We start from the raw sequence: 12,156 nt of genomic DNA, 5'->3' as shown, positions 1-12,156 counted from the left end.
TGTGCTTAGAATCAGCTTCGGCACTCATGCCGAACACAATAAAAACGGCAACGCCTCACTTCGAACCCTGCCCATAAAACCTTATGCATTGTCCAAATAAAGTGCGGTGTTTCTGTGCGCGCGTTAATTATTCCGGGGAAGTAAAGAACATGATCAAACAGTGGAGCCTGTTAACACTGGCCGTGTGTGCCAGTATCAGCCAAGCGGCCTTCGCCGAGTCAGTCAGCGACCAGGCCGATTCCAAGGGGTTCATCGACGGCAGCAGCATCACCGGGCTGTTGCGCAACTACTACTTTGACCGCGATCGGCAAAGTGGCAAGGCCGACAACCGCGACTGGACCCAGGGCGCAATGCTCAACTACGCCTCGGGCTTCACCCAAGGCACCATCGGCTTTGGCGTGGATGCCTATGCCTATGGCGCGATGAAACTGGACGCCACCCACGCCGATGCCGGCACCGGCGAATTGCCCACCGACCGCAATGGCGACCCGAAGGATGGCTACGGCTCAGTGGGGGCTGCGGTGAAGATCAAGATCTCCAAGACCCAGCTCAAGTTCGGTGACATGCAACCCACCGCACCGGTTTTCGCCACCGGGGGCACGCGGATCCTGCCGCAGACCGCCACCGGTTTTGACCTGACCAGCAGCGAAATCGCCGGCCTGGACCTGGAAGCCGGCCACTTCACCAGCACCAACAGCGGCATGACCAGTGACCATGAGCACGACATCTACGCTACCTACGCCAACGTCGCGGCCAACAGTGCGAGTTTCGTCGGCGGCAAATACACCTTCACGCCGTCCTTGAGTGCGACGGTGTACGCCGGTGAGCTGGAAGATATCTGGCGCCAGTACTACACCAACCTCAACTATGTGTTGCCGCTGGGTCATGACCAGTCGCTGGCACTGGACGGCAACCTGTACCGCACCCTCGACACCGGCAGCGCCAAGGCCGGTGCGATCAACAACACCACCTATTCGTTGGCGGCGGCCTATTCGTTCCTGCAGGCGCATACCCTGACGCTGTCGTTCCAGAAAGTGCACGGCGACACGCCTTTCGACTACATCGGCACCGGCAACAACGGCGCCGGCGAAGGCGGCGATTCGGTGTTCTTGGCCAACTCGATCCAGTGGGGTGACTTTAACGGCCCGGGCGAACAGTCCTGGGGCATCCGCTATGACCTGAACATGGCGAGTTACGGCGTGCCGGGCCTGAGCTTCATGACCCGCTATGTCAACGGTACCGACATCAACGGCACGCACACCCCGGCCAACAGCGCCTACGTGGGCGACTACGGTGCCGACGGCGACCACCACGAGACCGATGTGGAAGCCAAGTACGTGCTGCAAAGCGGCCCGGCGAAAAACCTGTCACTGCGCGTGCGCGATGCGATGGTTTCATCCAACGCCGATCAGCGTGACGGCAAGCTCAATGAGCTGCGCCTGATCGTCGACTATCCGTTCACCCTGCTGTAATCACACCGGGCCCAGCCGTTGGCGCATGCCTGCGCTGGCGGCTGGACCGGCTTGCACCACGCACTGCTCCAGCGGCACCAGAACGCCTTCAGCGGTGGCCATTGTCGGCTGCACCGGCTTGCCGGTCTCGCGTTGCACCACCTCGACACTCCTGCCCTCCTCGGCAAAATGCCGATTGCCCCACGCCACCAGCGACATCAGCACCATGCCGAAGTCCTCACCCCTGGCGGTGGGCACGTATTCATAACGCGGTGGCCGCTCGCTGTAGGCCCGACGCTCCAGCATGCCCGCCTCCACCAAGCCATTGAGACGACGCGTCAACATGTTCGGCGCGATGCCCAGGCTGCGCGAGAACTCATCAAAACGCCGCAAGCCATGCAACGCATCGCGCATGATCAACATGCTCCACCACTCCCCTACCCGTTCAAGGCTGCGAGCGATCGGGCATTCTTCACTGACAAGGGATTTGCGTTGCATCGGCGTTCCTGTGTGCGAGTACAAACTTGTGTGACGCCATGTTACTTTCATGATGATAGTGACGTCCATAGGGTCTGTACCCTCAACGCAACCGGAGTCGATTGATCATGAGTAAACGTATCGTGGTGACAGGCATGGGCGCATTGACGCCGTTGGGTGCCAGTGTTGAATCCACCTGGCAACGCCTGTTGAACGGACAATCGGGCATTCGTCGCCTGCCGGAAGAATTGATCGGCGATTTGGCCGTCAGCATCGGCGGCCAGGTGCAGAGCGTGGAGCAGGATCCCCAAGCCGGTTTTGACCCGGATCGACTGTTGGCCGCCAAGGAGCAACGCAAGATGGACCGCTTCATCCTGTTCGCCCTGGCAGCGGCGGATGAGGCGCTGAAGCAAGCCGGCTGGGCGCCAAAGACTGCCGAGGAACAGGAACGCACCGCCACCATCATTGCCTCGGGCGTGGGCGGCTTCCCGGCGATTGCCGATGCGGTGCGCACCACCGACAGCAAGGGCCCGCGTCGCCTGTCGCCGTTTACCATTCCGTCGTTCCTGAGCAACATGGCGGCCGGGCATGTGTCGATCAACTACGGCCTCAAAGGCCCGTTGGGCGCGCCTGTGACCGCCTGTGCGGCGGGCGTGCAAGCCATCGGTGACGCTGCGCGGATGATCCGTGCCGGCGAGGTGGATGTGGCCGTGTGTGGCGGTGCCGAAGCGGCGATCCACCGGGTTAGCCTGGCCGGTTTCGCGGCGGCGCGGGCGCTGTCCAGCGACTTCAACGATAGCCCCGAGCGCGCATCACGCCCGTTTGACCAGGCCCGCGACGGCTTCGTGATGGGCGAAGGCGCCGGCATCCTGGTGATCGAAGCACTGGAACACGCCCTGGCCCGTGGCGCCCAGCCGATTGCCGAGCTGGTGGGTTACGGCACCAGTGCCGATGCGTATCACATGACCGCCGGCCCGGAAGACGGTGACGGTGCGCGTCGGGCAATGACCCAAGCGCTGCGCCAGGCTGGCATCGAACCTGCGCAAGTGCAGTACCTGAACGCCCATGCCACCTCCACGCCCGTGGGTGACAAGGGCGAACTGGCAGCGATCAAGACAGTGTTCGGTGCTCAAGGCAGCCCGGCGATCAGCTCGACCAAATCCGCCACCGGCCACTTGTTGGGCGCTGCGGGCGGGATCGAGGCGATCTTTACCGTGCTGGCCCTGCGTGACCAGGTGGCCCCGGTGACGCTGAACCTGGAAAACCCGGACGCACTGGCCGACGGGTTGGACATGGTACGCGGCGAAGCGCGACAGTTGCCGATCGAGTACGCGCTGTCCAATGGCTTCGGGTTTGGCGGGGTAAATGCCAGCGTGCTGTTCCGACGCTGGGTGTGAAACAACAGGCGCCGTCGACTACCGACGGCGCTTGCCGGTCAGCGGCCTTGCAACAGCAAGCCGAGTGGCGCCAGCGGGCCGACGGGGATGAACTCGCACTGGCTCAGGCCCTCATCGCCCAGGGGCAGACCTTCTACCAGGGTTTTGGCCTCTTCGATGCTCTGCACTTCCAGCAGGAAGATCACGCCCAGCACGTCGTGCCGAAACCAGAATTGCTCGATCTTGCCGTCCAGGTACAACTGCAGGGTGGCGGGGACTTCCTTGGGCATGATCCGCGCCTGCTGCTCGGGGCTCAGTGGCTGGGGGATCGAGACGATGGCCATGACTTTCATAGTGTTGCTCCGGTGAGGTTTGGAGTCGCCAATATGGCAGTCGTGAGAGCGATGCAGTATCGTCCTAAATGCCAACTTTGAGACCATTTACGCCATGCGCTTATCCATCCTTGCCTTGGAAGGCTTATTCGACACCGGGCTCTCGGTGTTTCTAGATGCCTTCTCGCTAGCCAACACGCTTTCGCCCACCGGGCCGGTGTTCGAGGTGTCCCTGGTCGGGGTCCGCAAGAAGGTCCGCACCCGCCACGGCCTGCTCATTCCGACCCAACCGATCAATGAACAGCAGAAACCCGACTGGGTCGTCCTGCCCGCGCCGGCCACCGCCAGCCCTGAGCTGCTGGTGCCCGCACTGGCGCGAGCGGATGTGCGAGACGCCAAGGCGCAGCTGTTGAAATGGCATGCCCAGGGCGCGCAGATCGCCGCGTCATGCGTGGGCACGTTTTTCTTCGCCGAAACCGGCCTGCTGGACCATCGCCAAGCCACCACCACCTGGTGGCTGGCCCCGCTGTTTCGCCAGCGCTATCCCCACGTGAAACTGGATGAATCACGCATGCTGGTGCAGACCGATGTGGGCGTCACCGCAGGCGCCGCCATGGGCCACCTGGACCTGGCGCTGTGGCTGATCCGCCAGGCCAGCCCGGAATTGTCGAATGTGGTGTCGCGCTACCTGCTGGCGGATATTCGCACCTTGCAGGCGCCGTACATTATTCCCAACCACCTGGCCCAGGCTGATCCATTGATCCTGCGCTTCGAGCGCTGGTCACGGGAGCGCCTCAAGCAGGGTTTCTCGCTACAGGAAGCCGCCTCGGCCCTGGCCACCAGTCGCCGCACGCTGCAACGGCGCTGCGAAGACGTGCTGGGCAAGTCACCCCTGTCGTACTTCCAGGACCTGCGTGTGGAACGTGCGCAATCGCTGTTGCACGGCGGCGACATGGACATCGAAGCCATTGCCAGTGAGGTCGGTTATGCCGACGGCTCCACCCTGCGCACCCTGTTGCGCCAACGCCTGGGCCGCGGCGTGCGCGAGCTGCGCAGTGACCTGCGCTGAGCCAAGGGGTTAAACTGACGGCCCTTTTTCCTGCCAAGAGAACCCCATGGCCAACCACGACCTGTCCTTCACGCCCGATCCTGATGCCGACTCGATTTCTTCCGACGTGATCGGTTTCAACGGCATCCTGGTCTCCACCCAGGTGCCAACCCGCGCCGATGGCAGCCTGGAACTGGGCGATATCACCCTGCAAAGCGAATGCACCCTGCAAGCCCTGAAAGTCGCCTTGGAAAAAGCCGGCAGCTCCATGGACCGGGTGATGCACCTGACCATCTACCTCACCGACATGGCCGATCGCGCCGCGTTCAACGAAGTCTACAAGCGATTTTTCGCCAAACCATGGCCGGTTCGCGCCGCCGTAGGCGTCGCCGCCTTGGCGGTACAAGGCATGCGCGTGGAAGTCACCGCGATGGCGGCCAAGGCCTGACGCCAATCCACTGTGCGGGCTGGCTTGCCAGCGATGGCGGCGGCACAGCCCATACACATGCAGCCTGCCCCACCGCCTTCGCAGCCTCGCTAAAGCTCGACAGCTCCCACAGGGGGCCGCGTTCACCCGTTGAAATACGCTCAACTGTGGGAGCTGGCTTGCCTGCGAGGGCGGCGGCACAGCCAGTACAGATAGCGCCTGACCCACCTCGCTGAGGTCCGACAGCCCTGCGGTAGATGCTGCCCAGGCATTTCACGGCTACAATGCGCGCCTCAACCGTGACAAGCCTGACTAAAAAAACTATGTCCTTGCCCAAGCATCACCTTGAATTGCTCAGCCCTGCCCGCGATGTCGCCATCGCGCGGGAGGCTATCCTGCATGGCGCCGACGCCATCTACATCGGCGGCCCAAGTTTCGGCGCGCGCCATAACGCCTGCAACGACGTCAGCGATATCGCCGGGCTGGTCGAGTTCGCCCGCCGTTACCACGCGCGCGTGTTCACCACCATCAACACCATCTTGCATGACAACGAACTGGAACCGGCGCGCAAGCTGATCCATCAGCTTTACGACGCCGGCGTTGACGCCTTGATCGTGCAGGACATGGGCGTGATGGAGCTGGATATTCCGCCCATCGAGCTGCACGCCAGCACCCAGACGGACATCCGCACCCTGGGCCGCGCCAAGTTCCTCGACCAGGCCGGTTTTTCCCAACTGGTCTTGGCCCGTGAGCTGAACCTGCAGGAAATCCGCGCCATCGCCGACGAGACCGATGCCGCCATCGAGTTCTTCATCCACGGCGCGCTGTGTGTGGCGTTCTCCGGGCAGTGCAACATCTCCCACGCGCAGAATGGCCGCAGCGCCAACCGTGGCGACTGCTCCCAGGCTTGCCGCCTGCCATACACCTTGAAAGATGACCAGGGCCGTGTCGTGGCCTTCGAAAAACACCTGTTGTCGATGAAAGACAACAACCAGAGCGCCAACATTCGCGCCCTGGTGGAAGCCGGTGTGCGCTCGTTCAAGATCGAAGGCCGCTACAAGGACATGGGCTATGTGAAGAACATCACCGCCTACTACCGCCAGCGCCTCGATGACGTGCTCGAAGACCGCCCGGACCTGGCCCGCGCGTCCAGCGGCCGTACCGCGCACTTCTTCCTGCCCGACCCGGAAAAAACCTTCCACCGTGGCAGCACCGACTATTTCGTCACCGACCGCAAGGTCGACATCGGCGCCTTCGACACCCCGACCTTCACCGGCTTGCCGGTAGGTATGGTGGAAAAAGCCGGCAAGCGTGACCTGCAAGTGGTCACCCATGAGCCGCTGTCCAATGGCGATGGCCTCAACGTGCTGATCAAGCGCGAAGTGGTGGGGTTCCGCGCCAACATCGCCGAGCCTAAAGGTGAGTTCGAGGAAGACGGTGAGAAGCGCTATCGCTACCGCGTCGAGCCGAACGAAATGCCGGCTGGCCTGCACCAATTGCGCCCGAACCACCCGCTGAACCGCAACCTGGACCACAACTGGCAACAGGCGCTGCTCAAGACCTCATCCGAACGCCGCATCGGGCTGACCTGGGCTGCTCGTCTGCGTGAAGAACAGCTGGAAGTGACCGCCACCAGCGAAGAAGGCATCAGCGCCAGCGTCACCCTGCCCGGCCCGTTTGGCGTGGCCAACAAACCGGAACAGGCGCTGGACACACTGCGTGACTTGCTCGGCCAGTTGGGCACTACCGAATACCACGCCACGAACATCCAGTTGGATGCACCGCAGGCATTCTTCATTCCCAACTCGCAGCTCAAGGCCTTGCGCCGCGAAGTGATCGAAGCGCTGACAGCTGCCCGCGTGGCCGCTCACCCCCGTGGCGGGCGCAAAGCCGAGACCACACCGCCACCGGTGTACCCGGAAGCGCATTTGTCGTTCCTGGCCAACGTCTACAACCAGAAAGCGCGTGACTTCTACCACCGTCATGGCGTGAAGCTGATCGACGCGGCCTTTGAAGCCCACGAAGAAACGGGCGAAGTGCCGGTGATGATCACCAAGCATTGCCTGCGGTTCTCGTTCAACCTGTGTCCTAAACAGGCCAAGGGCGTGACCGGGGTGAAGACCAAGGTCGCGCCGATGCAGTTGATTCACGGTGATGAAGTGCTGACCCTCAAGTTCGACTGCAAGCCCTGCGAAATGCACGTGGTCGGCAAGATCAAGGGCCACATCCTCGGCCTGCCACAACCGGGCAGCTCGGTAGAGCATTTCAACCCCGAAAACATCATCTTCCAAGGCACCCACTAACTGTAGTGAGCGGGCTTGCCCCGCGCCGCGGTGTGTCAGACGTACAAGAGGCGCCTGACACGCCGCCGCGCGGGGCAAGCCCGCTCACTACAGCACTGTGTTGATTCGTCTTACTTATTTCTCAACGCGCCGGAGTGAAGGTCACGGGCCGATAAGTGAACGTCCACGCCTTGATCGGATTGTAATGTGGATTTTTCTTTGCAGCTCTAAACTTTTCGCTGGCTAACTTACCCGTCACAAGTTGCGTACTGACGTGGTCCACCGCTCGACGCTCTACGGGGAGCAGCTCAACCTCACCGCCCAAGGCTTCTGCAATGTGGTACTTCGCCACGCCTTTTAGTCCGTTGATCTTCTCGGGGCTCATATAGGCAGACAGGGTACCCTCATAGCCTTTGACAGGCTTGCCAATAAGCCTACTGAACTCAGCAGCAAAGGATGCATTTTCGCCATTGCCGGAGTAACACATCAGTAACCGCACGTTGTCGTAATCGCTCGGGTTGATCCCTTTGGCCCTTAATGCATCCAGCAATTCTTGTGGCGTGTGCGGCTTGCCGTTGTAGACAATCCTGGCAGGCGTTTTGGTGTTAGTGCGCAATGACCAACCGCCTGGATCTTCTCCATGCGCCAGGATATTCAGTCGTACTTTCGATTCTTTCTTATTGAGGTCCACAAAGGTAAAGAGACCATCGTCGACTGTTGTGAGGCTGTCCATGGTACCGCCCAATTTGATCAATTTTCCCTTCTGGGCAGTTATTTCTTCGACCGGCACCTTCCCTGTCATACCGGGATAGGCAATGGGTTTCTCTTTAGGTACCGGAGCGGTTACCGTGATGGGTTCCTTGCCATTTGGTTTAGGTGTGTAGGTGCCTTCAACACCCTGCCGCTCATACGCTTTTGGTGCGCGGCGCCCAAGTGAATAACGGCCCTTAGTGTTGCCGAGTCCCTTGATTAATCTTGAGCCTCTTTTAACCACAGGCTTTAGCAGTTTCCCCACCCATTTTGTTGGTAAGACCGACAGCGCAGCGTCACCTACGGCAAAACCGGCATCAACAAGACCTGCCTTGCGCTCTGCCTCAGTGTGTCCATTGTTGGCCTGCCATGCACCAATCACGATCTGAGTGGGCGCCGTCAAAAACACCGCAGGCGGGATAATCACCCCCACCGCCCCCGCTATGTGGGATACACGAGATATAAGAATCTTACGGTTCGACTTGATCCTTTCGTCACCGTCCGATACCGCATCCCATGCCTGGAGTTTGGTCAGGTTTTCGAACATATTTCCTTCGATACGGCTGTGAGGTCGACCATAGCCCACTACGCCGGGAAGATAGTTCTTAGTGTTTTCACCGATATTCTTTAATGTGCTGCTGACGCCTTTTTTGATAGGCCCATCGCGAAGATGGTAATCGGTAAAGTGCCGCTCCAACTCTGCACGCCCCTCCTGACTCTTTGCCACGTCATGGATCCACTGACGCATCGCGGCCTCGTCCTTGAATTCAAAGAACGATTGCCCATCGCCGGGCATATACACCACGATCCGACCGGTTTGCTTGTGCTTCAGCACGGCAATGTCAGTGGCTCGATAATTATTGATTTCCAACATCGAGCGTTCTACATGCTCCGAGTCGGACTTTCCGGGGGTATCGAACTCTGCCGCTTCAACCACCATCGCCAAACCTTCTTTCGACAGCTTACCGTTCGCTGCGTCGAGCCCGGCACGGAACATATAATTTTTTTCGTGTAACGCCTGCATAGTCCCCATGTTTTCCTTCCAGAACTTTTGCTGCGCCGCTCCGTACAGTTTTGCGATATCTCGATTACGTGCAATTGAGGGCAGTAAAGCAGGATCTATATCGATTTTTTTATCAGGGCTGTACTTCGGATTGTTCGGATCCCCCGAAAAGATAACGATTTGCCCTCCGCTGACACGATCATCCAGCCAAGGATCGTTGTCCGCGACTGCCTGTGTTAACGACTTGGGCGCGCTCGTCGGTTTGTGGTCACCGATCACATAACCTTTGGGATGGAATCCGTGTTTCTTATAGTCAGGATCATCTTCACTGAAGTGCTGAATAAACACCTTGTCGGGGTCAATATCAATCTCTGATGGGCCATTTTGTTTTGTGAATTCCTTGATGTCTTTGCGCACCTGCTCAGCCACTACCTTTTCAGGGGTAGGATATTGCTCTTCCATCTGATCGGCCAGATCAACAATGGTTTGAGCCGACTGTTCAATTTTTTCACCCGGCGCTGCGGCATTCGGCTTGCCAGGCTCTATTCGAGGCGGCGTAATATCAACGACCTTCGCTGGCGTATTGGCTATTTCCACCACCGTGGCGGGGTGTTGCTGCTCGTGGGTTTCACGTTTGCGCCTACTGCGTGAGGCGCCGTCGGAAGCGTCCGGCGCCGGCCAATTGAGTTGCGCCGGATCGTCAGCCAGCTTTTTCAGCCAAGTGTTCATCTCGGCAACGCTATTGAACGTTTGAAAGGACGGCGCAAGTTGATGGGGGATTAACAGCACCACATTGGGCTTCTTTGACTCAGAAGGCACGCGCTGTATAACGATAGCGTCCTTGGCCACATTGCCCTCTGCCTTCAAACGGCTCACTTCAACCTTTGGTAAACCTTGTTTGCCGAGAAATAATACCGCATCGAGCAGTTGTTGGACCTCAGGCCGCAAGTTGCCAGTATTCAAGCCGTTCACCATGTACTCACGAACGTTGTCCTTGATGGTGTTTGAGACGTCGTCAAGTCCGGCAGCCCCCGCCGGTTTGATCTGGTCTGGCGCCGAACGCCAGGAAGCTGTCGAGTCAAACAAAGGAGTTGAATGTCCGAAATTACCAATTGAGTCATTGATCATGATTAGCGATTACCAAGGTTTGCCGACGCAACCTTTTCAAGGCGCCGTTGTTAAAGCGTTAAGGGCCAACTCATCCTTTACATGCCAGGCATTCACATCATTGACCGCCCTGTTGTTCTATTCAGCACAACTCAGCATTGCCCATTCCGATGTACCGACAACTTATTTACTACTCTGTGTGGCGCGCGTAATGCTTACTTCGGTTGACACTTTTATTTATAAGGCAATCGCTATCCAGCGAAAGCTCCACCCTCTGTTGGCGGATCTATTTCAAAGCAATGCAGTATTTCTACTGCGATGCTTGCCATCTCTTGGGTGGTGCTTACGTGGGAGTTTGTTCCAATGAACTCATAATTATTCTTAATATCCTACACGCTAGCGGACATACCGTTACGCAGGTGTGCGTCTACGAAGGATGGCGAGGCTACCCCAGCCCCGCTGCAGCCCAGCCGCCGCCAATAAGATCGCCACCACGCCCAGCCATTGCAGCCAGCCCAGGCGGTGCCCGAAGGCAAACCAGTCGACAAAAATCGCCGCAATCGGGTAGATGAACGACAGCGCGCCAGTCAACGCCGTCGGCAGTTTCTGGATCGCGCCGTAGAGCAACACATACATCAAGCCGGTGTGCACCATTCCCAGGGTGACCAACGCCGCCCAGGCAGTGGGCGCAGTCGGCAGGCTGTTCCAGGGCACCAAGGGGGCCAGCAACACGGCGCCGGTTGCCACCTGGATCAGTGCCATCAAATGCGGCGGCACCGCCTTCAGGCGCTTGATGATCAATGCCGCGACCGCATACAAAAACGCCGCCCCCAACGCCAGTGCGATCCCCACCAGATAATCCCCGCCACTCTGCTGCCCGCCATGGGCGGTGACAATCGCCAGCATGCCGAGGAACGCCACGCTCAACCATGCCAGCTTCAACACGGTGATTTTTTCACCGAGAAACACCGCCGCCAGCAGCACCAACATGAACGGCTGCACGTTGTACACCGCCGTGCTGATGGCGATGGACGCGTGGGAATAGGATTCAAACAGCAGTAACCAATTGCCGACAATCGCCACGCCACTGAGCACCGCCAGCCCGACCTTGGCCCAACTGAGCAGGTCCAGGCGCAGGTAACCGAGCACGGCGCACACCAGCAGCAGCGTCAGCCCGCCGATCACACAACGCCAGAACACCACTTCGATCACCGACACGCCGGACACCAGCACAAACCAACCAATGGTGCCGGAGATCAGCATGGCGGCGATCATTTCCCACGAACCGCGACGGATAGATGTGTCCACGATGGAAGCTCCTCAAGTGAGGCTCAATTATGGCAATCTGCTCGGCAGCAGCTCCAGCGACTAAAAAAGGCAAAACCTTAGAATCACCTTTTCTTATTAGGCGGACACCATGCTTGACACCATCGACCAGCAACTGATCGCCGCCCTGATGGACGACTCGCGATTGTCCCTCAAGGCCCTGGCCGGCATTACCGGGCTGTCTTCGCCCAGTGTCGGCGAACGCCTGCGCCGCCTTGAAGAGCGCGGCGTACTGACCCACTACACGGTCGACATCGACCCCAAGCATTTTGGTTACCTGCTGCAGGCCATCGTGCGTATTCGCCCCCTGCCCGGCCAATTGCAAGAAGTCGAACGCCAGATCCAGGCAATTCCCGAGTTCACCGAGTGCGACAAGGTCACCGGCGACGACTGCTTCATCGCGCGCCTGCACGTGCGCACCATGGAGCAACTGGACACCCTGCTTGACCGCCTCAACCACTACGCCGAAACCAACACCGCCATCGTCAAGAAGACCCCGGTGAAACGACGTTTGCCACCGCTGCCGCATTGATGATTTTGAGTCACTTGCGCAGTGACTTGATCGCTATTCTGTCAA

10 protein-coding genes are annotated in these 12,156 nt (G+C 59.3%); 6 read left to right on the top strand and 4 right to left on the bottom strand.

Going from position 1 to position 12,156, the window contains the following annotated elements; all coding sequences use genetic code 11:
• Positions 1-149 precede the first annotated feature (149 nt).
• Positions 150-1,472, top strand: coding sequence for an OprD family porin (locus M2394_RS01430; RefSeq protein ID WP_178921177.1), 1,323 nt, complete (start codon positions 150-152; stop codon positions 1,470-1,472).
• On the opposite strand, the gene M2394_RS01425 is transcribed toward M2394_RS01430, so the two are convergent.
• Positions 1,473-1,949, bottom strand: a complete 477-nt coding sequence (locus M2394_RS01425) for a helix-turn-helix domain-containing protein (protein WP_178921179.1) — start codon at positions 1,947-1,949, stop codon at positions 1,473-1,475.
• A gap of 107 nt (positions 1,950-2,056) precedes the next feature.
• On the opposite strand from M2394_RS01425, the gene fabF reads away from it, so the two are divergent.
• Entirely contained in the window at positions 2,057-3,325 is a 1,269-nt protein-coding gene (gene fabF, locus M2394_RS01420) for a beta-ketoacyl-ACP synthase II (protein WP_259171371.1), read from the top strand.
• Positions 3,326-3,363: 38 nt separating this feature from the next.
• Here fabF and M2394_RS01415 read toward each other — a convergent pair whose 3' ends face one another.
• Entirely contained in the window at positions 3,364-3,657 is a 294-nt protein-coding gene (locus tag M2394_RS01415) for a hypothetical protein (RefSeq protein ID WP_178921183.1), read from the bottom strand.
• A 94-nt stretch (positions 3,658-3,751) separates the two neighbouring features.
• Here M2394_RS01415 and M2394_RS01410 point away from each other — a divergent pair, with 94 nt between their 5' ends.
• From M2394_RS01410 to M2394_RS01400, 3 genes are all read left to right on the top strand, one after another.
• A complete protein-coding gene (locus tag M2394_RS01410; RefSeq protein ID WP_178921185.1) occupies positions 3,752-4,705 on the top strand; it encodes a GlxA family transcriptional regulator in 954 nt (317 codons plus the stop codon).
• 46 nt (positions 4,706-4,751) lie between these two features.
• Positions 4,752-5,132, top strand: a complete 381-nt coding sequence (locus M2394_RS01405) for a RidA family protein (protein ID WP_178921187.1) — start codon at positions 4,752-4,754, stop codon at positions 5,130-5,132.
• A gap of 302 nt (positions 5,133-5,434) precedes the next feature.
• Positions 5,435-7,414, top strand: coding sequence for a U32 family peptidase (locus tag M2394_RS01400; protein ID WP_259171368.1), 1,980 nt, complete (start codon positions 5,435-5,437; stop codon positions 7,412-7,414).
• A gap of 121 nt (positions 7,415-7,535) precedes the next feature.
• On the opposite strand, the gene M2394_RS01395 is transcribed toward M2394_RS01400, so the two are convergent.
• Both M2394_RS01395 and M2394_RS01390 read right to left on the bottom strand, forming a co-directional pair.
• Positions 7,536-10,274, bottom strand: a complete 2,739-nt coding sequence (locus M2394_RS01395; RefSeq protein ID WP_259171367.1) for a dermonecrotic toxin domain-containing protein — start codon at positions 10,272-10,274, stop codon at positions 7,536-7,538.
• Between the two features lie 390 nt (positions 10,275-10,664).
• Positions 10,665-11,561, bottom strand: coding sequence for a DMT family transporter (locus M2394_RS01390; protein WP_259171366.1), 897 nt, complete (start codon positions 11,559-11,561; stop codon positions 10,665-10,667).
• A gap of 109 nt (positions 11,562-11,670) precedes the next feature.
• Here M2394_RS01390 and M2394_RS01385 point away from each other — a divergent pair, with 109 nt between their 5' ends.
• Entirely contained in the window at positions 11,671-12,111 is a 441-nt protein-coding gene (locus M2394_RS01385; RefSeq protein WP_259171365.1) for an Lrp/AsnC family transcriptional regulator, read from the top strand.
• Positions 12,112-12,156 lie beyond the last annotated feature (45 nt).

It is taken from the genome of Pseudomonas sp. BIGb0164, assembly GCF_024810135.1.
Classification (GTDB): Bacteria; Pseudomonadota; Gammaproteobacteria; order Pseudomonadales; family Pseudomonadaceae; genus Aquipseudomonas.
This window is presented reverse-complemented; position numbering and strand designations above follow the sequence as displayed.

What these genes read in the sequence shown, in the direction of transcription:
- M2394_RS01430 (WP_178921177.1), top strand. Translation starts at nt 150, where the DNA reads ATGATCAAACAGTGGAGCCTGTTAACACTGGCCGTGTGTGCCAGTATC.
- M2394_RS01425 (WP_178921179.1), bottom strand. Translation starts at nt 1,949, where the DNA reads ATGCAACGCAAATCCCTTGTCAGTGAAGAATGCCCGATCGCTCGCAGC.
- fabF (WP_259171371.1), top strand. Translation starts at nt 2,057, where the DNA reads ATGAGTAAACGTATCGTGGTGACAGGCATGGGCGCATTGACGCCGTTG.
- M2394_RS01415 (WP_178921183.1), bottom strand. Translation starts at nt 3,657, where the DNA reads ATGAAAGTCATGGCCATCGTCTCGATCCCCCAGCCACTGAGCCCCGAG.
- M2394_RS01410 (WP_178921185.1), top strand. Translation starts at nt 3,752, where the DNA reads ATGCGCTTATCCATCCTTGCCTTGGAAGGCTTATTCGACACCGGGCTC.
- M2394_RS01405 (WP_178921187.1), top strand. Translation starts at nt 4,752, where the DNA reads ATGGCCAACCACGACCTGTCCTTCACGCCCGATCCTGATGCCGACTCG.
- M2394_RS01400 (WP_259171368.1), top strand. Translation starts at nt 5,435, where the DNA reads ATGTCCTTGCCCAAGCATCACCTTGAATTGCTCAGCCCTGCCCGCGAT.
- M2394_RS01395 (WP_259171367.1), bottom strand. Translation starts at nt 10,274, where the DNA reads ATGATCAATGACTCAATTGGTAATTTCGGACATTCAACTCCTTTGTTT.
- M2394_RS01385 (WP_259171365.1), top strand. Translation starts at nt 11,671, where the DNA reads ATGCTTGACACCATCGACCAGCAACTGATCGCCGCCCTGATGGACGAC.